Origin of the sequence: Catenulispora rubra (genome assembly GCF_015356825.1) — a bacterium.
GTDB classification, from domain to species: Bacteria; Actinomycetota; Actinomycetes; order Streptomycetales; family Catenulisporaceae; genus Catenulispora; species Catenulispora rubra.
Map to the genome: position 1 here is coordinate 1 of NZ_JAACYW010000009.1, position 23,291 is coordinate 23,291.

Below are 23,291 nucleotides of genomic sequence, written 5' to 3' on the forward strand. Positions count from 1 at the left end.
CCCGACGGCAGCGCGACCGCCGCCACCCTGGCCACCGGCGAGGTCACGATCGCCGACGGCCCCGACCGCCTCACACTCCGCCTGGAGGCCGACGCCGACCCGATCTCGACCGCACTCTGGCGCAACCTCAACGGCTGGCCGGCGGGCGCGCCGTATCGCAGCGTGGGCATCGAGCCGATGCTCGGGCGGGCTTTCGACCTGGCGAAGGCGGGCCCGGGCGAGCAGGCGCGGGTTCCGGCGTCCGGGGAGATGGTGTGGCGGCTTTCGGTGTGGGCGGAGCGGGAGTGACCTGAGAGCCCTGCTGAAGCCCGGCCAGTGCGGCCGGCCGGGCTTGGCGGGCCCGGAGCCACGGCGCGCTTCTAGACTTGGCCGGTGAGTATCGCGCTGACCCTGCTGGACGACGTCCGTTGGCGCGGTGTCCCCGTCGTGGGTGAGCGGCCGCAGGCGCTGTTGGCGGCGCCGGGCAATGGACTCAAGGGGCTGCAAGTCCTGGTGTCGCGGACGCGCAGTGCCTGCGGGCCGGATGCGATCGTCCGGGACGGCGTCGGATACCGGCTCGGTGTCGGGCCGGATGACGTCGACAGCGGCTGGCTGTCGCGGCTGGTCCGCGATGCGGCCTCGGCGCTCGATAGCGATCCGGCGCTGGCGGCGGGACTGGCGCGCGCGGCGCTGGCGCTGGACTGTGGCTCGGCGCACCCTTGTGGCTCAAGGGGGAAGTTAGGCGGCGTCGGCTTCACGGTGGCTACACGGCGGTATCACGGAGGACCGTCACTGGAGCCGCATCAAGTCCGCCAGCAGTTCCGAGGCCGTCACGGCGTCCAGCGAGGCGATCGTGCTCTGCGCCGGATCGGAGCGTGCCGACCACACGGCGATCCCGCTCAGCTTCTGCTCGGGGAAGATGTCGACCGCGCCGGAGGAGGCGATGCCCGGTTCCAGCCCGATCACCGCACGCCGTCCGCCGGGCAGCGCCTTGCTCACGGTGAACTGGAGCCCGGCGTCGGCCGGTCTGGCGCGTTCCCAGCCGCGCCGTTCCAGGCCGAGGATCCTGCCGGTGGGGACGGTCATGCCGTCGAATCGGTCGAGCGCGGCCGGGTCGGCGGCGTAGACCGGACGTCCCAGCTGGAGGAACGGCTGCGCGATCTCGTAGTCCACGAACACGTCCGCCCACGCCGGCAGGTGCTCACCGAGATGGAGCGGGTGCGCGATGCCGACCGATGCACCGGTCGGCAGGGTCAGTGTGTTGTCCTCGATGTCGGCGAAGGTGCCATCTTCGGCCACTCGGAAGCCGGTGCGCGGGCCGTCGCCGCTGCCGCTGCCGTGACCAGCGCCAGTGCCAGTCCCATCGCCGTCGCCGTCGCCGTCGCGAGCGCCGCCGTCCTCGTCGATCACCCACACCAGGCGGCGCACCAGATGCGACAGCAGCGGATGCCGCACGAACAGCTCCTCGAACTCCGCCACGCTCCACCGCCGCTGCGCCACCATCGCCCGTTCCAGGCGCAGCATCTGGTCCCCGGCCACGGTCCGCACGTCCTTCTTCAACCCGGCGAACCGCCGGTGCGCGGCCGGTGCGAGCTCCGGGTCGTCATCGGCGCCCGGCTTGGGCAGGTCCTTGCGCCGCTTGCCGTTCCCGTCCACGACGAACGGCCGGAGCTGATCGTCGAACCCGACCGTGAACCGGCGCGGCCCGTAGTCCAGCACCAGGGCGGTGTGCGCGTCCAGGCCGAAGTCCGGCACCAGCCGGTCGGCGAGTTCCTCAGGGCTGAGCCCGCGGCTCCGCGCCAGCTCGGCGATCTTGTCCTGGGCCCGCGACCTCAGGCCCTTGAACGGCACCTTCTGCGAGATGTTGTGGAGCTGGGTGAGCGCCGTGTCGGTACCCAGCTCGGCCAGGACGTCCAGCCCGGCGACGGCGCGGGCGTGCCCGCCCTGGCCCGGCCAGGCCCGGATCAGCGGGGCCAGCCGGCGCACCGTGTCGTCGTCACCCGACCAGGCCAGGGCGGTCAGCACCCAGCCGTCCTTCGGCGGCGTGCCGGCCGCGTTCCACATCTCGAACAGCTGCCAGGCGAACCGCGCCGCCGAACCCGGATCGCAGACCTCGGCGACCACGTCCAGGCCCGGATACCGGTCGCCGGGCCGGGACGCCGCCAGCATCGTGACCACGTGGTCGACGATCCATTCCGGCAGCCGGTTGGCGCGGTCGCGCAGCAGCAGCTCCGGCAGCGGCCGGCCGGCGAGCCAGCCGCCGGTGACCGGGACCTTCGCCAACGGCGTCTCGGTCGGTTCGGCGGCCAGCATCGCATCGATCGCGGCGCGCGCCGTGGCGCCGTACTTGGCCACGACCGCGCTGACGTCCAGGCCGTCGGCGGACAGGAAACGCAGCGCCGCCTCGGCGTCGCGTCGGGCCGGTCCCGGCGTTCCGAGGGCCGCGGGCAGCAGCAGCGGCACGGCCGCGTCGGCGTGCCGCGACAGCCAGGCGGCCGCGAACCCACGCGCCGCTTTCAGGCGTACCAACCAGTCCGCCATCAGGGTGGCGACTTCGGCGGCGACGAAGGGCAGCAGAAGGAAGCCGTTCGCCGGTCGCACCCTGGCGATGTGCAAGGCCGGCGGCAGCGCGTCGAGGCCGAAGCGGGCCACGGTCTGCCGGCCCCAGATCCCGGCCCGGAAGAAGTCGTTCGGCCGCCATTCGGCCAGCAGCGGACGTACCTGCTCCTCGGGCCCGGCGACCAGCACCTGGGCGACGCCGGCGTACCACAGCGTGCCCGCCGCGAAATCCGCGAGCGCCGCGGGCCAGTCGGGCAGATAGGCCCACTGGCCCCATTCGTCCGCGGCCCGGGCCCACTCGCCCTGCTCGTCCGGCTGCCAGACGATGCGGGGCGGAGGCGGGGCGGGCAGATCGCCGACGATGACCGGTTCGGCCCGCTTGGCCGACCGGGGCCGGGTCCACGGCGGTCGCACCAGCAGGTCGGGCAGCCCTTCGCACAGCCGCTCGTCGGCGGCCTGCAGCGCCGCGGCCGTGGCGCGCGCCGTCCGGGGAAGCTCGGCCTCCGAAAGGTCGCCCGCCAGCACGTCCGGCCTGGTCCGCAGATGCCGGATCAGCAGATCCGCCGCGATCTGATCGCTTTCCGCGGTGCGAGCCAGAACCCGGACCGCACGCACCGGATCGCGTTCCATCGACTTCAGCACGGCCGGACGGACGCCGCGTCGGCCGATCCTGGCCAGCAGCGTCTCGAAGGCCTGGTCGCCGGGGAGGGCCGCCAGCAGCTCGCGGGCGTGCGCGTGTTCGTCGGGCGACCAGTCCCGATCGAGCAGGGCGTCGGCGAAGGGGACGATGTCGGGACCGAGCGCGTCGGTGAGCGTCAGCAAGTTGCTGTTCCAGGTGTAGGCCCGCAGATTCAGCCCCGCGACCATGTCCAGCTGCTCCGCCGTGCCGATCGCGCACAACAGCGTGCCCAGGACTCCGTCGAACTCCCGGACCCCTGCGGCCTCGGCGCACAGCTCGTCGACCCACGGCGTCTGTCCTGGCACGAGGAACGCCACGAGCACCCGCGACCACCAGCCGTCGCGAGAGTGCGCGAGGGCGTCGACGACGGCTTGGTGGTCCGCGTCGTCGGCTGCCGTGAGCAACAACCGCATCCGGTAGGCGATGCGCTGCCGTTCGCCCCAATAGGAGTCGATCTCCTCCGGCCGCGGACGCTGCAACGCCTGCGACGACCCCGGCCCGTCGAGGAACACCCGTCCCAGCTCCGCCACGGCCTGCGCCGCGAACACCAGGCCGTGGCGCGCGACCCACACGTCGGCGAGCCGCGGAACCTGCAACCACTCCGGCTGGTAGAGAGCTGTCAGCCGGACGAGTGTCGCGACCGCGGCGCCCAGGGGCGTCGGCGTGCCCGCGACATAGGCGCGAGCTGCCGACACCAGCTCCGGATCGCTGTCCGGATGACTCAGGATCTCCTCCGACAGCTTGGATTGGAGCTCGGTCAGCTCCTTGTCGAACTGTTCGGCGGTCTCGTCCGGGACGACTTCCCTCGTCGTCCGGCCGCCCCGTCTCACCACTACGGAGTCCCGCCATGTCTCGGGTATCCGGAACGTCGCCTCGTCCACTGCGTCCATATGAGCCTCTCCCCGTTGATAACAGAATGTTGAGAAGCTAGCAGTGACCCCCGACGAAGGGGCCGCGTCGTGAGTTCCCGCTCCGGCGCTCGCTCGCAACCGCCGATCGCTATGGTGTGCGAGGGGGGCGGCACGGCCGCGTGACAAAAGATCCCCAAAACGGGCGCAAACAGGGGAGGCGGCTGTGCAAGCCAACGTCAAGGGCACCACGATGCCGGTGCTGGAGTTCCTGCTCACTCCGGGCGAGTCGATCATCTCGCCGCACGGCGAGCTGTCGTGGATGTCGCCGAACGTGCAGATGTCGCAGACCATGAACTCCGGCGGCGCGCGCGGCTTCATGGCCGGCCTGAAGCGGGTGGCGGGCGGCGGTGGGCTGTTCATGACGCGCTACGACGCCACCGGCGGCGGTACGGCGCTGCTGTGCTTCGCCGCGAAGGTGCCGGGCCACATCATGCCGGTGGACGTCCAGCCGCACCTGCCGCTGATCGTGCACCGGCACGGCTGGCTGGCCTCGACGCCGGGCATCACCGCCACCGTCGCGTTCCAGAAGACGTTCAGCCGCAGCCTGTTCGGCGGCGAGGGCTTCGTGCTCCAGCGCCTGGACGGCCAGGGCCGGGCCTGGATCGAGCTGTCCGGCGAGCTGTCGCACTACACGCTGGGGCAGGGCCAGCAGATGCTGGTGCACCCCGGGCACATCGGCATGTTCGAGTCGAGCGTGCAGTTCACGATGACGACGGTCCCCGGCATCCGGAACAAGGTGTTCGGCGGCGACGGGCTGTTCCTGGTGGCGCTGACCGGGCCGGGGCAGATCTGGCTGCAGTCGATGCCGTTGCCGAACCTGGCGCATTCGTTGGAGCCTTACCTGCCGCAGCCCAACGGGAACGGTTAGGACGACTAGAACGACCAGAACGACCAGAGCAGCTGCCTGAAGTACTTCGGCAGGTCAGATCACGGGGCTTCGGCCGCGTCCGGCTGCGCGGGCTTCAGCGCGGCGATACAACTGTGCAGCGCCGCGGCGAGTTCGCGGCGCTGTCCGGCGTCGAGTCCGGCGAGCATCTGCTGCTCGATGACGGTCACCGCGGCGTCGCAGGCCTGGAGCGTCGCGCGGCCCTCCTCGGTGAGCTCGATCCGCAGGATCCGGCGGTGCACCGGATGCGGGCTGCGCCGGATCCAGGTGCGCGCTTCGAGCTCGCGCAGGTTCTCGTTCATGCTCTGCGGGGTGATGAACGCGCGGCGCGCCAGTTCGGCGTTGGACAGGCCCGGCTCGTCGTCCAGGGCGGTGAGGACGGCGAACTGCGAGAGGGTGACGCCTTGGTCGTGCAGTGCCCGGGACATGTGCGCGTTCAGCGCGAGTTGGGCCTGCTTGATCAGGTATCCGGGCCGGTCGGTGGTCTCCACGAGTATCAGGTTACCTTGCATCGGTCGGGGCGTCGGCGTAGTGTCAATATCAGGTTTCCTGATACTGAAAGGTGCTCCCATCATGGCTGTCATCGGCCCGTCGTTCATCTCGCTGCAGGTCCACGACCTGGAGTCCTCCGCGCGCTTCTACGAGGAGCGGCTGGGACTCACCCGCGCAGCCTTCTCCCCGCCGCACGCGGTGGTCTTCGACACCCAGCCGGTCCCGTTCGCCGTCCGCGACCCCCTGGCCGACCTGGACACCGTCGACAAGCTCGGCTGGGGCGTCGCGCTGTGGTTCAAGGCCGACGACGTCGAGAAGATCCACGACGACCTGGCCGAGCACGGCGTGCGGATCGTGACCGCACCGTTCGACGGCCCCTTCGGCCGGACCTTCGCGTTCGCCGACCCCGACGGGTACGTCGTCACGCTGCACGGCTGACGGCTCGGGCGGCCTTCGCCGCGATGCCTGTAGTTGCCGCGCGTTGGCCACGCGTCAAGCGCGCTCCAACCTCACAGCCAGCTCCACGTAAGTCCCCGACCCCGGCGCGCTGTCGATCCGCGCGACGCCGTCGACCTCGGCCAGCCGGTCGGTGATCGAGTGGCTCAGGCCGATGCGGGGGCGGACGGTGCGGGCGTCGAAGCCGCAGCCGTGGTCGAGGACGCTGATCACGATTTCGTGTTCTGTCAGCGTCGCGCGCACGGTGGCGGTGTCGACGCCGGAGTGCTTGGCGACGTTGGTGAGGGCTTCGCCGGTGGCCTCGGCGAGGGCGGTGACGATCGCGGCCGGGAGCGTGGAGCGCAGTTGTGCGGCCTCGCGCAGTTGCGTGCTGTTGAAGTCCACGCGCAGGCCTATGCGCGTCTTGCCCTGCACCACGACCTGGAGCGCGGTGAGCAGGTCGGCGGGCTGGTCCAGGGGCTGGCCCTCGACGAGCGCGCGCAGCCAGGCGGCCTCCGTCGCCAGGTGGGCCCGCAGGTCCGCGTCCGGGAACCAGTCGCCGTGGGCGAGCGTCTCCAGCGTTTGCAACACGCGGTCGTGCAGCATGCGGGCGTGCCGTGCCCGCTCCCGCTCCCGGGCCAGTTCGTCGGCATGGTGCACGGCCGCGGCTCGGCTGGCGTCGGCGGCGCGGCCGCTGGACCGCAGGTGCCGGGCCACCGCCCAGGCGACGGTGGTGTTGGCGATGTAGCTCAGGGCGTTGGGTGCGCTGTTCCAGAGCGGGTCGTGGTGCTGCAGGACCGCCGAGGTGGTGTAGCTGGCGACGATCAGGATCGTGAGCCCCGCGACGGTGCGCAGCCTGGTGAACGTCACCCCGAGGGCGATGCACGCGATCAGGCTGAACGGGTACATGAAGTGCACCCACGTATGGAAGTCCCGCGGTGCCGTGAGCCAGGCGCCGACCGGGATCGCCGCCACCATGAAGACCGTGTCGAGCACCGTCGCCGCCGGCTGGTTCCGACGGGCCCGCAGCGTCACCGCGGACCACAGGACGCTCTCGGCGGCGACCGCCGTGATCAGCCCGAAGGTCGGCAGCGGCCGGGGGTAGCGCCCGGCGTCGAAGGCCGCGGCGAGCGCGATCTGGGCCAGTCCGGCCACCCTGAAGAACACCGCCGCGCGGGCCAGGACGTTCTCGACGCGGGCCGCCGTGGTCTGCTCGTCCGGATCTGCCGGGCTGCCGACAGTCCCCTGGCCGTCCGAAGCCTCGTGGCCGTCGTAGGCGTTTCCGCTTCCGGTGCTGGCGGCGGTGGCAGCCGCGCTACGCCGGATCAGTTTCACGACACCGACTCGTCGGACAGATATTCCAACGCCGCCCGCGTCAGCTCCGCCTTGTTCCCGACCTGGAGTTTCGCGCGGATCCGCTCCACATACGTGTCCACGGTGGCCTTGCTCACCTTCATCCGAGTGGCGACCTGCGAGTGGGTGAAACCGCGGGCGATCAGGCTGAGCGTCTCCTCCTCCCGGGGCGACAGATCGCCGCCGCGGGCTTGCCGCGCCGGCGGCGCCTGCTGGCGGGTGAGCTCGGCCTGCAGGATGTCAGCGAGCTGCGACGACAGGTAGAAGCCGCCGGCCGCCACCGTCTCCACCGCGCTGACGATCATCTCCGGGCTGGTCTGCTTGGTCACGTACCCCGCGGCGCCGCACCGGATCGCGCCGAGCACGTCGGCCGGCCGGCCGGACGCCGACATGACCAGCACCCGGGTCCCGGCGCTCAGCTGGGACACCGCTTCCAGGCACGGCTCCTCGCCGTCGTGGTACAGATCAAGCACCATCACGTCCGGATACCCGCCGGGCTCCGCGCCGGACAGCTCGGCGGCCAGGGCGGCCGGGGATTCGGCCGAGGCGACCACGCGCAGCGCCGGGGCCTCGGCGAGGACCTGTTCGATCCCCCGCCGGGCGATCGGGTGGTCGTCGACGATGGCGACTCGGATCATCTCGGGCTCCTCGGGGATGCGTGAGTCGCCTAGCGGTGCCATATCGTCTCCCGGACCTCGCCGGTTGGCAAGGGTAGTGATGAAGAATTCTAATGAAGAACACTGATGACGAACACTGATGACGAACACTGCGAAACGCCGTGCGGGCCGGCCCCGTCGAGACGGGACCGGCCACACCACTGGTGATGTCAGAACCACTCCTGGTCGGCGTTGCCGTTGCACGGCCACTGGATCACGTTCGCCCCCTGTGCCGTGCTGCCCCCGCTGACCCCGAGGCACAAGCCGCTGTTGTAGTCGACGATGTTGTAGACCGGCCAGCCGCCGTTGGTCTTGCCGGTCCAGCGGAACTCGAAGAACTGGTCCGGGTTGCCGTTGCAATCCCACTGGACCGCCTGCGCGCCCTGCGCCGTGCTGCCCCCGGATATCCCGAGGCACTTGCCGCTGTATCGGCTGAACAGCCTGGTGTAGCCGTCAGCCTGCCAGGGCCGGAACCACCACTGGTTGTCCCCGCCGTTGTACGACCACTGATGGACCACGGCCCCGTTGCTCGTGCTGGGACCGCTGACGTCGAGCATCAGCCCCGACTTGTTGTTCATCCAGGTCTCGCCGAGCTTGCCGCCGATGGTCCAGGTCGAGCCGTCCAGCGAGCTGTACCAGTCCTGATACGGCCGCGGATGCGTCGAGGGCCACGGCAGGTTCGGCGCGCCGTAGGCGTTGAGCACCCGGTAGGTCGCGTCCAGGCAGTTGTTCCCGAGCCCGGTGTAGCCGGCGCTGATGTTGTCAGTGGCCGCCTTCGAGGCCGCGCCCACCGAGCTGGTACCGGTCGTCTCGCACTTGTACATGGTGTAGGGATGCGCCGGCTCCGGCGAGTTGCTCTGCGAGTTCACCGCGTGCGACGGGTAGTCGTACTGGAAGGTGAAGTCGTCGATCATCTGCGCCCACGTGCCCTGCTGCTTCCACGCCCCGTTGAAGCCCGGCGCGTTGATCTGATAGGTGCCGTTGGGATTCTCGGTCGCGCCGTAGACCCACTGGTCCGTGCCGCCGATCAGGAAGCCCCAGCCGATGTGCCCGAAGTTGTTGCCCAGGACCGTGCCGCCGTCGGGCTCGATGAAGGCGCAGACCTCGCCGGGGCCGAGGGCGCGGGCCGCGGTGGCGCCGAGGCCGACGAGGCCGGCCACGGTCACGAGCACGGCTAGGACACCGGTCGCCAGGCGATGGCTCACGCGGTGGCCCGGGCCGCGGACCGTAGGGCCGGTTCTGTCACTGGAAATCATGCCGCTCACGCTCCTCATCGGATGAAGGCCAGGACGGACGGACCGCCCAGCGAGTTCGGGTACGGGTCGGGCCAGGGGATCCGGCGGAAGCTCATGATGTGCCGCCCGCCGCCCCCGAGGTTGAAGTTGAACTCGGCGACCGTGTACGAGCTCGAATCCACCTTCACGACCACGGCGACGTGCCCGTCCCCGTAGTCCCAGTAGTGCGTGGCGGACCACAGGTGCTGGCCGGGGTTGAACACCACGACCGAGCCGACCACCGGGGTCGTCGACACGTCACGGCCGTTGTCGCGCGCGTCCTGCGGCCAGCGCGCGACGTAGTTGATGTCCGGCATCAGGAACGAGAAGTCGGAGTTCGCCAGGACCAGGTCTTGGCAGTAGCCCGAGGCCTCCGCGGTGGCCAGCGACTCGGCGCGCGCGGCGTTGGTGAAGCCGGGCCCGTCGTTGAAGATCGGGCCGGCGGTCGTGCCGTAGACGCTGATGCCGCCGATGGACAGGCTCGGGATGGCGATCGCGGTCGTCAACGACGACGGACCGGAGCAGTGCGGGACGCCCGGGGAGTAGCCATCGGAGCCTTGGGCCGGGGTGGTGATGAAGTGGTCGTAGACCCAGTTGCCGTTGGTGAGCTTGTCCCAGGTACGCGACTGCTGCCACGGGGAGGTCCCGCCGTCGCCGAGGTCCTGCCCGCCGTTGTTGACCTGGCAGACGACCTGGACGGAATCGCCCTCGTGTAGCCATCCGACGACGTGGTTCTGCGCCGGCTGGCTCTGCTCGGCCAGGGTGCCATCGGTACCGGAGACCTTGTACGTGGTCGCGGCGTGCGCGGCGGTGGACGTCAGCGCGATCGAGCCGATCGCCAACGCACTCGCGGTGGCCAGGCGGACGAGGCTGTGCTTGCTGGACATGATTCTCCTTGGGTTTCGGCAGGTCAGCACGTCGGCTGCGGCCAGAAGCGGACCGCGTCAGCCGCGACGTAGAGCCCGGTCGCGCCGCGGTTGTCGAGGTGGACGGTGAGGCCGCCGGCGGCGGTGGCCCGGTAGACGCCGAGTTCCGCCCAGTCGTTGGTGAAGGCGTTCTCGTCTACCGAGGCCGCCGCCGTTCCGGACAGTCCGGAGACGGTGTAGGACGCGGCGGGATCGTCGGAGTAGTTGTCCGGCACGAACGCGTCGATCCGGTAGCAGGTGTTCGGTACCAAGCCGGTCGGCCGCCACGTAGCGGTGGTCGTTGCCGTTGCCGTGACAGAGCCCGAAGTCGGCGTGTAGCGCATATTCGCCAGCTCACCGTGGCCCGGACGCGTCGGCCACGATCCGGTCGTCGAGAACTGCGATGCCGGCGAACCCGGCCCGACCAGGGTGACGTCCGGCGAGTACGCGTAGCCGTACTCGGTCGTGCTCGGCACCGGCAGCTCGGGCGGGAGCACGGTTCCGTCGGCGGCGCGCGCCGGTCCGTCGGCGAGGTGCGCGAAGCCGTCCGGCCACGGGATCTGGTAGGTGGCCCCGAAGCTGGTCTCGGGTCCGCCGCCGCGCGGCAGGTGGAACTTCGAGTACTCGCCGTTGGCGTGCAGGTTGTAGTTCTCGACGGTGATCGACCCGTCGGCGTAGACGTCGTCCACGTAGCCGACGTGCCCGACCGGTCCGAGGTGGCCGTTGTCCCAGATCGGGATCGATCCGGGGGTCGCGACGGCGTCGACCACCCAGCCGTGGGCGCGGGCCGACGTCACCCAGTCCCCTGCGTTGCCCCAAGTGTTCTGGTCGACGTTGCTGACCGCCGCGTTCGCCGGCGACCAGTTCGGGGCCGGATACGCGGCGGGTTTCGGAGCGGGCTTCGGGGCGGTTTTCGGGCCGGCGCCGGAGCCGTTCAGGTTCTCGTACGCCTTCCACGCCGCGAAGGAGTCGCACTGTCCGTAGTACTCGTTCCACGGGTCGGCGCCCTGGTCCTGGTGTTCGAACTGGCCCAGCGTCTCCCACGGGTAGTCGTTCCCGAGGTGCTGGGCCCGTCCGACCACGAAGCCCGGCGACGGGCCGGCGGCGGCCTGCGCCGAGCCTGGTGTCCCCACCGTGGCGATCGTCGCCACCAGGATCAGCAGTCCGGCCAGGACCCGGCCGATGTGTGCGAGCTTCCCCACGATGTCCTCCGAGCGGTCAGCCCGGACGGCGTCCGGGTGGTGCGGGAGTGAACCTCTCCCCCGCTGAATCTGGCCGCACCACAGGGGGACATGTCATGTCAGGCGAACGCACCACGCGGCGGGGGACGGACACCCGACAGGCCGGCGACGGGACGCGGCGGTCCCCCCTTTGTCCGACATGACGGCAGGTCAGGGCACTGCCAGTGTCTGTCGACGAAGGCACCGACCCGATCCGCAGACGGAGGAATCCCATGCTCGCCAAGTCCATCCGCAAGACCGTCGCCCCGATCGCGCTCGCCGCCGCGGCCCTGACGTCCGTGGCCGTGCTGGCCCCGACGGCGTCCGCGGCGTCCAGCCAGAACTGCGCGAACAGCCCGAGCAACGGCAACTGCGACAACGTGCCGGTCTCCAAGGGCGACCCGTGCTGGAACAGCGCCTACCCCGTCGCCCCGACCAAGGGCGGAACCTTCTACTACAACGACAACGGCTGGCAGTTCAAGACCGAGCTGATGTACAGCACCACGTGCAAGTCCAACTTCACCTACACCGTGGTCACCCAGACCGGCGGCGGCGTGTACAACGTCTCCAACAAGATCCGCCGCGGCTCCGGCCCCGACGGCGGCTACCTGATGTACCACGGTCCCTGGATCCTGATGTACCCCTGGTCCGGCGGCTCCGAGGTCATCTCCCCGATGGTCTACTCGCCGGACAACCCGGCGGCGTCCTGCCTGAGCAACAACTCGAACGACCAGGTCGCCTGCAGCCCGTACTTCTAAAGGCGCGGCCGGCGGCCCGGCGAAATCACTGACGGCTGGCGCACCGCGGGATTCCCGCGGTGCGCCAGCCGTCGACGTCGGTTCGTCACCGGCCTTCCGGCGTCATCCGGTTGGGTCGGAAAACCTCTTCGCCAGGTTCCGAAGCCATTCCACGGCGCCGGCGATCTGGCCGGCGGTGACATTCAGACCAGGCCAGGAACCCAGGCGCTCGAGCTGCTCAGCGGACGCCGAGTACTCCCGACTTGCGTTGGCCGCTCGGCGCATCCGGCAGCCGCGCGGTCCAAACACGAGTCGGGGACAGCCGAATCCGGCTGTCCCCGACGGCGCTGGTGCCCAGTGCGCCCTAGTGCGCCTAGTGCGTCAGCTCACTGTGACGTCGTCGTACTTGGTGTACGTCGGGTCGCCCGGGTAGTTGTCGTCCTTGCTGGTCAGCGTCAGCGTGTAGCTGTGGCCGGCGGTGACAGCGGAGGTCACCTGCTTCCAGCCGGAGCTGGCGACGCAGGTCTTGGCCAGGACGGTCTTGGTGGTGCCGGAGGTGTTGTCCTTCAGCGTGGCCGTGGCCCAGTCGTAGGTGACGGTGTCCGGGCAGGTCACGTTGTACCAGAACGACAGCTGGCTGCTGCCGCTCGGGGCGGTGAAGGTCTGCGCGGCGGTCGAGGTGTTGCTGGGGCTGGTGCTGCCGAGCTGGGCCGCATAGGTGCCCGAGTGCGCTCCGGAGTTCACGGCCGCCGCCGTGCCGGTGGTGGTCCAGCCGGTGAGGTTGCCGGTCTCGAAGCCGCCGTTGGTGATCGCGCCACCACCGCCGGATCCGTTGACGGTCAACGAGAACGTGGCCGTGTGCGTCGCCGACGTCCCGGTTCCGGTCACCGTGATCGTGGAGGTGCCGGGCGGGGTGGAGGCGGAGGTGGCGATGGTCAGCTGCGAGCTGTTGCCGGCGGTGACCGACGTCGGGTTGAAGGAGGCGGTGGCGCCGGCCGGGAGGCCGGAGGCGGACAGGCCGACGGTCTGCGCCGAGCCGCCGGTGAGGGTGGTGGCCACGGTGGTCGTCACCGAGCCGCCCGGGTTCGCCGAGCCCGAGGCCGGCGACACCGAGATGGAGAAGCCGCTGCTGCCCGCGGTGCAGGTCGGGTCGCCGGACTGGGCCGGGACGCTGACCGCGTCCCAGGCCGCCTTGACCGTGTTGAACTCGGCGCACGTCGCGTCCAGGTTCTTCGCGGCCTGCAGCGTCCAGGTGCGGTAGTGCAGGTAGTCGCTGGCCGACGTCTTCATCAGCTGCGCGTTGTACACGATCTTGATGGCGTTCTCGACGCCGACGCCACCGGTGACCGTGGAGTTGTTGCAGGTCGGGCTGACCGGTCCGCCGGCCGGGTTGCTGCCCTCGGCCAGCAGGTAGAACCAGTGGTTGCCCGGGCCGGCCGCGGCGTGCACCTCAGCCGAGGGGATGCTGCTGTCGTAGCAGTTCGGGTCGTTGTTGATCAGCGACGGGTTGTACATGTTGCGGATCGGTCCGGAGCCGACCAGGTTGATCTGGTCGCCGACCAGGAAGTCCGGGACGGCGTAGGGCGCGGGCTCGTTCAGGAAGAACTCGGTGGAGGCGCCGTAGGTGTCGGCTATCCACTCCTGCGTGCCGTTGCCGGATATGCCGCCGGGGGTGTGGTCGTCGATGCCGTGGCCCATCTCGTGGGCGAGCACGTCGACCGCGCTGATCCACTGGCCCGCGCTGTTGTAGCCGATCTGGACCTGGGTGCCGTCGTAGTAGGCGTTCTCCTCCTGGTCGCCGACCCGGATCGGCCAGGCGCCGCCGTTGCCGTCCATGCCGTTGCGGCCCAGCCACTGCGACAGCATCCGGAACTCGCCCTGCGCCACGTACTCGGCGTCGACGCAGCCGGTCTCCCTGTTGGTCGCGTCGCCGTTGCCCCAGGTGTCGGTGGACTTGGTGAACGTGGTGTTGTTCGCAGCGTCCTGACAGGGCATGTTCGAGATGTTGGTGGGGCTCAGCGAGTAGGTGCCGCCGGAGTTGGTGGTGTTGATGGTCAACGGCTCCGGACCGTTCCAGGCCCCGGTGCCGCTGCCGTGCTCCACGTGCTCCTGGCTGTGCAGCACGGCGCCGGTGCGCGCGTCGACGTCCACGCTCAGCCGGCTGACGCCGTCCGAGCCGGTACCGTCCACGGTGGTCTCCCACGCCAGCGTCGCCGGACCCGAGCCCAACGCGTAGACGACCAGCCGGCTGCCCTCGACCTTGGACACCGACCGCAGCTGGCCCGACGCCACCGAAGTGGCCTTGGCGCTGGTCAGGACGGGAGTGGTGGACAGACTCCCGATCGCGTGACTCTGCGCCGCGGAGTGGAACATGACCTGGCCGGCCCCGTTGGTCACGACGACGAAGTCGCCGCCGACGACGGGGAGGCCGGAGTACGTGCGCTCGTACGGGACGTACTGGATCCCGCTGGAGGAGGCCACGGAGCCCCGGACGTACTGCTCGCCCTGGCTGGCGTACAAGAACGCCGGGTGGCTGGCCACCAGCGTGTCGGCACTGCGAGCGGCCAGCGTCTGGGCGGTAGCGGTAGCGGGGGCAGGCGGCGGTGTCGCGGTGCGCGCGGCGCCGGCGGCCGGAGTGGTCAGCGCGGTCGCGGTGGCGACGACGGTGGCCCCGGCGGCGATGCCCGCGGCGATCAGCCGTGGCATCCTCCGGCGGCTGGTGTTGGTGTGGTGCGATCTCACAGACGTTCCCTTCGCGTGGGGTGGTGCGGAAACGGGTGCGGGAGAGCGCTTGGCGAGAAAGGTGGCGTTGCCCAAGCGCCCCACAAACCATCAGAGCTTTGATCGTCCGACAGTTCGAAGCGGAACCTAATGACAGGTGTGCGGACGGTCAAGAGCCGATGCACGCAACGTGACAGGGATCTACCAACCCATGACCTTATTTAGTGATCCGTGACCGGGGATTGCCGATTCATTACCCTGACTTGGGGTGTTGTTGACTGAAACGCTCAACGCTCACGGGAATCAAACGCTCAGCACCCGCTCACGACGCGTCGGCGTACTCTGACCCTCCGAGGAGAAACCTGATGGCACGCATGAAGCCACGTCCGACAGACCTGCTGCCCGTGACATTCGGCGTCGGGCTGATCCTGCTGGCGTCGATGACCGCCGGCTGCGCATCCCAGCGCGGCGGCGCCACCGGCCGTTCCCCCGGCGACGGCCCCACCTCCGACACCGGTTCGCTGCCCCAGATCGCCGTCCAGCGCACCGGCGGATTCGCCGGACTCAAGGACACCGTGACGGTCGACCCGCACGGGACGTGGAACGCCACCGACCGAGCCGGCACGCACACCAGCGGCTCACTCGCCGCAGATCAGCTCACTGAGATCCGCACCCTGGCCACCGATCCCCGCCTCGCCACCGAGGCCGGCCAGACGCGGCCGCCGACGCGATGCCGGGATGCGTTCGCCTACCGGCTCACCGTCGGCGGCAGGCAGATCGAGTTCGTGGACTGCCCCGCCGACCCGGATCAGCCTGTGGCGAGCATCGAGCTGGTCAAGAAGGTTGTCGGATACACCATCTCCAACTCTGCGCGACGGAGCTAGCTCACAACCGGCTGGATTGGCGGCGGCTGACGACGGTGGCGCAGGGGCCGGCCAACGTTATCTGAGGCCTGAGGCCGCGGTCCTCCAAGTCGGGCGATCTGACGTCGGCGAATCGGGATCCGTAGGTGTGGACCGAGGCGGCGGAACGTACTGGATCAAGCAAGGTGAAGATTCTTCAGCTTGCCTCTTCCTACTTGCGGGTAGCTGGCACTACCCTTCCGGACACGGCTCGCTGTGACGACGGTCACAGTACCGGTTTCTTCGCGGTTCTCCCCTGTCCCCGGGCTCGTCAGGAATCGATACCATGCGCAAATCAGTTCTCGCATTCGCCGCCGGTGCTGTCGTGTGCGCCGCTGTCGCGGGGGTGATCCGGTTCAAGCTGGTGCCGGATGCCGAGCGCGTCCAGAGCGACCAGAACACCGTCACCCGCTATGCCGGGACGGCCACATACCTCGATCAGCGTGCGGTGGCCGGCGGTGATCTGGCGCACGCGTTCGTCAAGGGCTCGCCGTTCACCGCGGTGGAGACCGTCAAGGCGATCGGGATGCACGGCAACGTCGCGGTGCTGTCGGACGTGACGGCGATCAACGGGGCCGGCGGGGTGCTCGGCAATCCGACGTCGACGTGGGCCGTGGATCGCAAAACCTTGATGCCGGCGACCGCGCCGGCCGGCGTCACCGCCGACGCGCATCAGGGCCTTGCGGTGGGGTTCGCGTTCGCTCCCGGCAAGCACGACTACCCGTGGTGGGACGGCGCGACCGCTACGCAGGCCACGGCCAAGTACGTGCGCAGCGAGAGCCATGTCGGGCGCTCCACGTACGTGTTCACCGTGGACGCCTCCGGAGCGTTGAAGGACCCTGGCACGCTCGCGCAGCTCCCGCCGGCGGTGCCGGTGTCCGTGCTCAAGGGGCTGGCCGCGACGATGGCGCCGGACATGCAGGGCGCGTTGGCGGCGCTGCTGCCGCCGGGCGGCGACAGCGTGATGGTGCCGCTGTCGTACACGTCCGCGACGAAGACCACGATGTGGGTGGACCAGCTGAGCGGGACCACGGTCGACGCCGACGCGCACCAGACGGTGACCGCGCAGATGACGTCGAAGCTGGGGACGGTGCCGCTGACGGCGGTGCTGGACGTGGACACCAAGATGTCGTCGCAGGGCATCGCCGACGCGGTCCGGCAGTCGAAGGACGACGAGTCGAAGCTGCTGTGGCAGGGCACAGTGGCGCCCGCAGCGTTGGTGGTTCTCGCGCTGGCGCTGGTGGTCGGGGCGGTGATGACGGGGCGTCGGCGGGCTGGTGCGGATGGTTCGGCCGGTTCCGGTTCCGGCACGCCGGAGTCGCTCGAACCGTCCGCCGCGGAGGAGTGAGTCGGCACTCGGCCGTGCTGAGCTGAATAGCAACAGCTCAGGCCGCCGCCCCGCGATTGCGTGGTCTGCCGCGTGGTTTCACCGATGCAGGACGGCCGGGACGTATGAAGACCCGAGGGCGTCTTCCAGCACGCTGAAGAGCACGATCAAGGAGATCGAAGTACGCAACCAGTTGACCCGTGCCTGACACTATTGCGATGGAGTACGGCGACAGCGATAGCAACACCGAGACCGCCCTCGTCCGCGCCGCACAGGCCGGCGACGTCACGGCGCTCGCGCTGCTGCTGGAAGAACACCGAGCCGGGATGCGCGCCGTGGCGTTGAGCATCCTCGGCCCGGGGCCGGACGCGGACGACGCCGTCCAGGACGCGGTCCTGGTGGCGTTGCGCCGGATCGGGGACGTGCGGGAGCCGGCTGCGGTCGGGGCCTGGCTGCGGATGATCGTGCGCAACCGCTGTCGCGCACTGCTGCGCGACGCGCGCCGCCTGGTTCCCCTCGACGGTCGGGCCCTGGTCCCGCAGTTGGAAACCGCCGCCGGCCCGGACGAACTGCTCGATCGGCACGCGATGCAGGACTGGGTCTGGGAGGCGATCGAGCAGTTGTCTCCGGCGCTGCGGCTGCCGCTGGTGCTGCGGCACTTCAGTCAGCAGGTGACGGCGTACGACCAGATCGCGCAGGTCTGCGGCGTGCCGGTCGGGACGGTTCGCAGCAGGCTGAGTCAGGCGCGCACCAAGCTGGCGGAGGCGTTGGCCGCGACCGCGGAGGCGGCGCACAGCGACACCCGCACGCGCACCGCCGCGAGCTGGGACGACGCCCGCGACACGCTCGCCACCGCCGAGGCCGGCGGCTTCGGGCGGGTCGTCGCGCAGCGCTGGACCCCCGACGTGGCGTTGGTGTACGGCGGCTCGCGCATGGGTGGCAGTGCCCTGATCACGCGCGCCATGGACTGCGATCTGGCCGCCGGGGTACGCCAGCGGGCGGTGAACGTGACCGCCGGGCGTTCGCTGGCGGTGTGGGAGATGGCCGTCACCAGCCCGGCCGACGATCCGGAGCACTGCCCACCGTCGGCGGCGTGGGTGATGGATCTGGAGGGCGGCCGGGTGGCGCGGCTGCGGCTGTTCCATCCGCGGCCGTTGGCGGAATCCGTGGTGGAGCAACGGCTCGCGGCCTAGAGCTTGTCCGGTCGATCGGGCCGTTGCCGTAGGCCTCGTCGGCCGTGAGCACTGGGCCGGGCGGGCACCCTTGCACCCCGGTGGAACGGCCAGTAGTTTCACCACCGCCCACAGTGAATTCGAACCCTGATTCACTGTCGTGCACCCGCTCCACGCCACCGTCCCCGCCTTTCCAGGAGCCTTCGTGGAAACACCCCACCGGCACCGCGCGGTCAGATCCCTGATCGCGCTCGCCACCCTCACCGCCGCCGCGCTCTCGATCGGCACCGCCCAGAGCGCCCTCGCGGCGTCCGGCCCGGTCCCGAGCACCGCGTCCTCCGGCGGGCACCAGGTCGCCGTCAAGCGCCTGTGCGCCGCGCCGAGCGACGGGCGGATGGCCTGTATGGCGTTGGCCCGCACCGACATCCAGGCGGTGATGGCGGACGCCGTCGTGCCGAACGCCACCCCGTCCGGATACGGCCCGACCGACCTGCGCTCGGCCTACAACCTCTCCGGGACCGGCAGCGCCGCCGAGACGATAGCGATCGTCGACGCCTACGACGACCCGAACGCCGAGAGCGACCTGGCCGCCTACCGCAGCCAGTACGGCCTGAGCGCGTGCACCACCTCGAACGGCTGTTTCCGCAAGGTCAACCAGAGCGGCGGCACCAGCTACCCGGGCGGCGACTCCGGCTGGGCCGGGGAGATCTCGCTGGACGTGGACATGGTCTCGGCCATCGCGCCGTCGGCCCACATCCTGCTGGTCGAGGCGAACTCAGCATCGATGGCCGACCTCGGCACCGCGGAGAACGAGGCCGTGGCCCTCGGCGCGCGGTTCGTCAGCAACAGCTGGGGCGGTGGCGACAGCGCTTCGGACGCCGGCTACGACAGCTCCTACTTCAACCACCCGGGCGTGGCCATCACCGTCTCCTCCGGCGACGGCGCCTACAGCGCGGGCGTCGAATACCCGGCCGCGTCGCAGTACGTGACCGCGGTCGGCGGCACGAGCCTGACCCGGGCCTCGAACGCACGCGGCTGGACCGAGAGCGTCTGGAAGACCACCACCACCGAGGGCGCCGGCTCGGGCTGCTCCGGCTACGACGCCAAGCCCGCCTGGCAGACCGACTCCGGCTGTGCCAAGCGCATGGTCGCCGACGTGTCCGCGGTCGCCGACCCGGCGACCGGCGTCGCCGTCTACGACAGCTACGGCGCCGCCGGCTGGCAGGTCTACGGCGGCACCTCGGCGGCGTCGCCCATCATCGCGTCCGTCTACGCCCTGGCGGGCACGCCGGGCGGCGGCGACCGGCCGTCGCAGTACCCTTACCAGCACACCTCCGCCCTGAACGACGTGACCACCGGCAACAACGGCACGTGCAGCCCCGCCTACTTCTGCACCGCCGAGCCCGGCTACGACGGCCCCACCGGCCTGGGCACGCCCAACGGCGCCACGGCGTTCGCCTCGACCGCGTCGAGCGGGGGCAACCTGCTCCAGTCGCCGTCCTTCGAGGGATCGTCGGCCGGCTGGCAGGCGTTCGTCCCGACCGGGGGCACCGTGAACATGGTCGACTACAACACGGCCGCCGGCGCTCCGGCTACGGCCCACGACGGCACCTGGTACCTGGCCTTCAACACCAACGCCGCCGGCGGCTCGGTCTACCAGGACGTCAACGTCACCTCGGCGGCCAACAGCTCGTGGACCGCTACGGCGTGGGTCGCCGCGCAATCCGGCACCGCCAGCGGCACGTTCTGTGCCTGGGCCCTGGGACCGAACGTCAACAGCTGCCACAGCTACACGGTCGGCACCGGCTACACCCAGCTCCAGGTGGTCCTCAGCCTGCCGTCGACGTACTCGTCGATCCGCTTCCAGGTCTACCCTGCCGTCAACGGCGGCACCACGGATCTGGACACCACCAGCCTGGTCGCGAACAAGCTGACCGCCGGCTCCTTCGAGCAGAACACCACCGGTTGGCAGCGCTTCGTCCCGACCCGCGGCACCGTGAACATGGTCGACTACAACACCTCCACCGGCGCTCCGGCGCCGGCCCAGGACGCGAGCGGCTACCTGGCCTTCAACACCAACTCCGCCGGCGGCTCGGTCTACCAGGACGTACCGGTCAGCGCCGCGGCGGGCACCTCCTACACGGCGACCGTGTGGCTCTCGTCCCAGGGCGGGACGACCAGCGGCACCTTCTGCCTGTGGGGTCTGGGCCCCAACACGAACGCCTGCACGTCCTACAGCGTGGCCGCGGGGAGCTACACGTTCTACAAGGTTGTGTACACCGTCCCGCAGGCACTCTCGGCCCTGCGTTTCCAGGTGTACCCGACCGTCAACGGCGGCACCACGGACATGGATACGGCGACGGTGGTGACGAGCTGACGCGCGCGGCCCGGCGTGGTCTCACGCCGGGCCGTTTTTTGACGGCCGGAGCTGTGAGCCAGATCACGTCGGCCGGATCGAACTCGGGACCGCCTTCCGACTCTTGCCGGTGAATCGTTCACCTCCAAGATCGGAAGTTCGCACATGAGCACCGCTTCTACCGCTTCCAACTCGTTCGACGCCGACGGACTCACGCTGCGCTACCACGTCTACGGCTCGGGGCCGGTCTGCGTGGCCGTCCCCGGCGGCCCCGGCATCGCGTGGGACTATCTCCGGTCCCCGGAGCTGGAACGGCACCTGACGATGGTGTACCTGGAGCCGGCCGGCACCGGAGGCTCCGGTCGCCTCGCCACGCACCCGCACGGCTACACCCGCGAGGTGTACAGCCGGCACCTGACCGCACTGATCGAGCGGCTGATCGAGCGGCTGATCGAGCGGCTGATCGAGCAGCTCGGCGAGCAGCTGGTCGACCACCTCCCGGACCCCCGCGTCTACCTGCTCGGCCATTCCCACGGCGGCTTCGTGGCGCAGTACCACGCCCTCCGGTACCCCGAGCACCTCGCCGGCGTGGTGCTCTACGAGAGCGCACCGACCACCGGCCCCGACTTCGGCGCCGAAGCCGCCCGCATGGTCGCCGAACTCGCCGAACGGCACGCCGACCACCCGGCCCTGCCGGACGCGCTGAAGGCGTTCGCGGAGATCCCGACCATCAGCGACGACGAGTCGACGACGCGCGTGGCGCGCGGGATCGTCCCGGCGTACGTCGCCTCGTACTGGACGAACCCGGAGCCCTGGACCGAGCTCCAGAAGGCACTGCACGCCACATACATCTCCGGCCTGGACGAGCGCGGCGCCCCCGACACGGTCGACGACCGAGCCGCGCTACCGACACTGCGCGTCCCGGCGCTGGTCGTGGCGGGGCGCTTCGACGTGATCTGCGGCGTGCGCTGGGGCCGGGAACTCAGTGAGCTGATCCCGGACTCGCGGCTGCTGATCCTGGAGAACAGCGGACACCTCGGGCACCTGGAGGAGCCGGAGGTGTTCGCGGAGGCGGTGGTGGCGTTCGTGGGTGAGGCTGCTTCGGCCTAGCGGGAAACCGCCTTCACGCTAGGTGCGGCTGCGCCAACGGTCCCGTCGCTGGGGGCGGCCGGAGCGGTGTTCCTTCCCGGCAGGAAGATGAGGACCACGACGGCGCCGATCAGGGTGACGGTCGCCGAGCCCATCGCGGCGATGTGCATGGCGTGGATGAAGGCGTCGTCGGCGGGCCGTACCAGCGCCTTTCCGGCCGGTCCCAACTTCTCGGCGACGGCCAGGGTGGCCTGGACGGACTCGCCGGCGGTGTGCCGGGCGGAGACGGGCACCGCGCCCAGGTGGCCGGCGATGCCCCTGCGGTAGCTGGTGGACAGCAGCGACCCCAGTACCGCGACCCCGATCGCGCCGCCGACCTGTCGGAAGGTGTTGTTGACCGCGGATCCGGAGCCGGCCTTCTCCCGCGGCAGCGACGACATGATCATGACGGTGGCGGGCGGCATCACATGGGCCATCCCGGTGCCCATCGCGAAGAACAGCACCTCCAGCACCCAGATGGGGGTGTCCTGGCCGAGCAGCAGGAAGCCGGCGAAGGCCGCGGCGGTCAGGACGAGGCCCGCGGTGCACACGGCTCGGGCGCCGAAGCGGTCGACGGCCAGCCGGGCCCGCGGGGCGAAGAACATCTGGGAGACGGCCAGCGGCACCACGAGCAGACCCGACTGCAGGACGCTGTAGCCGCGAACGCTCTGGTTGTAGAAGACGCTGAAGAACGTGACGCCCATGAGGGCGAAGAAGATCAGGCCGATGGCGGCCACCGAGGCCGAGAACCGCCGGTTGCGGAAGTAGGTGACGTCGAGGGCCGGATGGTCGCTGCGGGCCTCGTACACGACGAAGCCGGCGAGGACCGCCATGCCGCCGAGGATCGTCCCCCAGGACTCGGGCCGGGCGAAGTCGCCCAGCTGGCCGCCTTTGATGATGCCGTAGACCAGCAGCGCCAGGCCGGCGATCGACAGCAGCACGCCGACCGGGTCGAGCCTGCCGGGCCTGGGGTCCTTGGAGTCGGGGACGATCGCGATCATGGCGATCATCGCGACGACCACGATCGGCACGTTGACCAGGAAGACCGAGCCCCACCAGAAGTGCTCCAGCAGCAGGCCGCCGGTGATGGGGCCCAGAGCGATGGCGAAGCCGACGGCGCCGGTCCAGATGCCGATGGCCTTGGGCTGCTCGTCGCGCTCGAAGACGTTCATGATGATCGCGAGGGTCGCGGGCAGGATCAAGGCTCCGCCGAGGCCCATCACCGCGCGGAAGCTGATGAGCTGCCCGGAGGAGTCCGACACCGCGGACAGCACGGATCCCGCGCCGAACACCAGCATGCCGGCGAGCAGCACCTTCTTGCGTCCGAGCCGGTCCCCGAGGAGACCCGCGGTGAAGAGCAGTCCGGCGAAGACCAGCGTGTAGGAGTTGATCGCCCACTCCAGCTGGCTCTGACCGGCACCGAGTCCGGTCGGAGCCGGCTGGGCGATGGTCTTCATCGCCACGTTGAGGATCGAGTTGTCCAGCATCACCACCAGGAGGCTGGACAGGAGCACCGTCAGGATGGCCCAGCGTCGGCGGTGGACCGTCTCGGGGACGCTTCGTAGCGGGGCTGGTGTCTCGGTCGGCGATTCCACGGAA

At 70.3% G+C, this 23,291-nt stretch carries 17 protein-coding genes and 1 pseudogene; 9 read left to right on the plus strand and 9 right to left on the minus strand.

Annotation, left to right across the window (positions count from 1 at the left end):
* Positions 1 to 288, plus strand: a pseudogene (locus GWK61_RS58335) (hypothetical protein); the annotation flags it as partial.
* A 480-nt stretch (positions 289 to 768) separates the two neighbouring features.
* Here the strand turns inward: GWK61_RS58335 and GWK61_RS04850 are convergent.
* Complete coding sequence (locus GWK61_RS04850; RefSeq protein WP_194905378.1) at positions 769 to 4,107, minus strand: DUF4132 domain-containing protein; 3,339 nt, start codon at positions 4,105 to 4,107, stop codon at positions 769 to 771.
* A gap of 184 nt (positions 4,108 to 4,291) precedes the next feature.
* Between GWK61_RS04850 and GWK61_RS04855 the strand changes: the two genes are divergently transcribed.
* On the plus strand, positions 4,292 to 4,996 hold the full coding sequence (locus GWK61_RS04855) for an AIM24 family protein (protein ID WP_194905379.1): 705 nt from the start codon (positions 4,292 to 4,294) through the stop codon (positions 4,994 to 4,996).
* A 59-nt stretch (positions 4,997 to 5,055) separates the two neighbouring features.
* On the opposite strand, the gene GWK61_RS04860 is transcribed toward GWK61_RS04855, so the two are convergent.
* The gene (locus tag GWK61_RS04860) at positions 5,056 to 5,505 is read right to left on the minus strand and encodes a MarR family winged helix-turn-helix transcriptional regulator (protein WP_194905382.1); all 450 of its coding nucleotides are present in this window, start codon (positions 5,503 to 5,505) and stop codon (positions 5,056 to 5,058) included.
* An 82-nt stretch (positions 5,506 to 5,587) separates the two neighbouring features.
* On the opposite strand from GWK61_RS04860, the gene GWK61_RS04865 reads away from it, so the two are divergent.
* On the plus strand, positions 5,588 to 5,944 hold the full coding sequence (locus GWK61_RS04865) for a VOC family protein (RefSeq protein ID WP_194905384.1): 357 nt from the start codon (positions 5,588 to 5,590) through the stop codon (positions 5,942 to 5,944).
* 54 nt (positions 5,945 to 5,998) lie between these two features.
* Here GWK61_RS04865 and GWK61_RS04870 read toward each other — a convergent pair whose 3' ends face one another.
* The 5 genes from GWK61_RS04870 to GWK61_RS04890 all read right to left on the minus strand — a co-directional run bounded on the left by GWK61_RS04870 (position 5,999) and on the right by GWK61_RS04890 (position 11,331).
* Positions 5,999 to 7,276, minus strand: coding sequence for a sensor histidine kinase (locus GWK61_RS04870; RefSeq protein WP_194905386.1), 1,278 nt, complete (start codon positions 7,274 to 7,276; stop codon positions 5,999 to 6,001).
* Positions 7,273 to 7,932, minus strand: a complete 660-nt coding sequence (locus tag GWK61_RS04875) for a LuxR C-terminal-related transcriptional regulator (RefSeq protein WP_194905388.1) — start codon at positions 7,930 to 7,932, stop codon at positions 7,273 to 7,275. The genes GWK61_RS04870 and GWK61_RS04875 overlap by 4 nt, the downstream gene beginning before the upstream one ends.
* A 188-nt stretch (positions 7,933 to 8,120) precedes the next feature.
* Entirely contained in the window at positions 8,121 to 9,206 is a 1,086-nt protein-coding gene (locus tag GWK61_RS04880; RefSeq protein ID WP_194905390.1) for an RICIN domain-containing protein, read from the minus strand.
* Between the two features lie 14 nt (positions 9,207 to 9,220).
* A complete protein-coding gene (locus GWK61_RS04885; RefSeq protein WP_194905392.1) occupies positions 9,221 to 10,111 on the minus strand; it encodes a CHAP domain-containing protein in 891 nt (296 codons plus the stop codon).
* Positions 10,112 to 10,134: 23 nt separating this feature from the next.
* Entirely contained in the window at positions 10,135 to 11,331 is a 1,197-nt protein-coding gene (locus GWK61_RS04890; RefSeq protein ID WP_194905394.1) for a golvesin C-terminal-like domain-containing protein, read from the minus strand.
* A gap of 251 nt (positions 11,332 to 11,582) precedes the next feature.
* Here GWK61_RS04890 and GWK61_RS04895 point away from each other — a divergent pair, with 251 nt between their 5' ends.
* Entirely contained in the window at positions 11,583 to 12,107 is a 525-nt protein-coding gene (locus tag GWK61_RS04895) for a hypothetical protein (protein ID WP_194905397.1), read from the plus strand.
* 360 nt (positions 12,108 to 12,467) lie between these two features.
* Here GWK61_RS04895 and GWK61_RS04900 read toward each other — a convergent pair whose 3' ends face one another.
* Positions 12,468 to 14,828 carry a M4 family metallopeptidase gene (locus GWK61_RS04900; RefSeq protein WP_323747407.1) on the minus strand — a complete coding sequence of 787 codons (2,361 nt, stop codon included), beginning with the start codon at positions 14,826 to 14,828 and terminating at the stop codon, positions 12,468 to 12,470.
* Between the two features lie 344 nt (positions 14,829 to 15,172).
* Between GWK61_RS04900 and GWK61_RS04905 the strand changes: the two genes are divergently transcribed.
* The 5 genes from GWK61_RS04905 (at position 15,173) to GWK61_RS04925 (ending at position 21,674) form a co-directional block, all read left to right on the plus strand.
* Positions 15,173 to 15,691, plus strand: a complete 519-nt coding sequence (locus GWK61_RS04905) for a protealysin inhibitor emfourin (protein ID WP_194905399.1) — start codon at positions 15,173 to 15,175, stop codon at positions 15,689 to 15,691.
* A gap of 304 nt (positions 15,692 to 15,995) precedes the next feature.
* Positions 15,996 to 17,057, plus strand: coding sequence for a porin PorA family protein (locus GWK61_RS04910; RefSeq protein ID WP_194905401.1), 1,062 nt, complete (start codon positions 15,996 to 15,998; stop codon positions 17,055 to 17,057).
* Positions 17,058 to 17,254: 197 nt separating this feature from the next.
* Positions 17,255 to 18,229, plus strand: a complete 975-nt coding sequence (locus GWK61_RS04915; protein ID WP_194905403.1) for an RNA polymerase sigma factor — start codon at positions 17,255 to 17,257, stop codon at positions 18,227 to 18,229.
* A gap of 184 nt (positions 18,230 to 18,413) precedes the next feature.
* Positions 18,414 to 20,585, plus strand: coding sequence for a S53 family peptidase (locus GWK61_RS56015; protein WP_267254215.1), 2,172 nt, complete (start codon positions 18,414 to 18,416; stop codon positions 20,583 to 20,585).
* Between the two features lie 144 nt (positions 20,586 to 20,729).
* On the plus strand, positions 20,730 to 21,674 hold the full coding sequence (locus tag GWK61_RS04925) for an alpha/beta fold hydrolase (protein ID WP_194905405.1): 945 nt from the start codon (positions 20,730 to 20,732) through the stop codon (positions 21,672 to 21,674).
* Here GWK61_RS04925 and GWK61_RS04930 read toward each other — a convergent pair.
* Positions 21,671 to 23,287: an MFS transporter gene (locus tag GWK61_RS04930; RefSeq protein WP_323747408.1), complete on the minus strand. Its 1,617-nt coding sequence runs from the start codon at positions 23,285 to 23,287 to the stop codon at positions 21,671 to 21,673. The genes GWK61_RS04925 and GWK61_RS04930 overlap by 4 nt on opposite strands.
* Positions 23,288 to 23,291 lie beyond the last annotated feature (4 nt).

Bases quoted from the DNA above. Each gene is read 5' to 3' on its own strand.
- GWK61_RS04915 (WP_194905403.1), top strand. From the start codon at position 17,255: ATGGAGTACGGCGACAGCGATAGCAACACCGAGACCGCCCTCGTCCGC.
- GWK61_RS04885 (WP_194905392.1), bottom strand. From the start codon at position 10,111: ATGTCCAGCAAGCACAGCCTCGTCCGCCTGGCCACCGCGAGTGCGTTG.
- GWK61_RS04865 (WP_194905384.1), top strand. From the start codon at position 5,588: ATGGCTGTCATCGGCCCGTCGTTCATCTCGCTGCAGGTCCACGACCTG.
- GWK61_RS04850 (WP_194905378.1), bottom strand. From the start codon at position 4,107: ATGGACGCAGTGGACGAGGCGACGTTCCGGATACCCGAGACATGGCGG.
- GWK61_RS04910 (WP_194905401.1), top strand. From the start codon at position 15,996: ATGCGCAAATCAGTTCTCGCATTCGCCGCCGGTGCTGTCGTGTGCGCC.
- GWK61_RS04925 (WP_194905405.1), top strand. From the start codon at position 20,730: ATGAGCACCGCTTCTACCGCTTCCAACTCGTTCGACGCCGACGGACTC.
- GWK61_RS04875 (WP_194905388.1), bottom strand. From the start codon at position 7,932: ATGATCCGAGTCGCCATCGTCGACGACCACCCGATCGCCCGGCGGGGG.
- GWK61_RS04880 (WP_194905390.1), bottom strand. From the start codon at position 9,206: ATGATTTCCAGTGACAGAACCGGCCCTACGGTCCGCGGCCCGGGCCAC.
- GWK61_RS04895 (WP_194905397.1), top strand. From the start codon at position 11,583: ATGCTCGCCAAGTCCATCCGCAAGACCGTCGCCCCGATCGCGCTCGCC.
- GWK61_RS04905 (WP_194905399.1), top strand. From the start codon at position 15,173: ATGGCACGCATGAAGCCACGTCCGACAGACCTGCTGCCCGTGACATTC.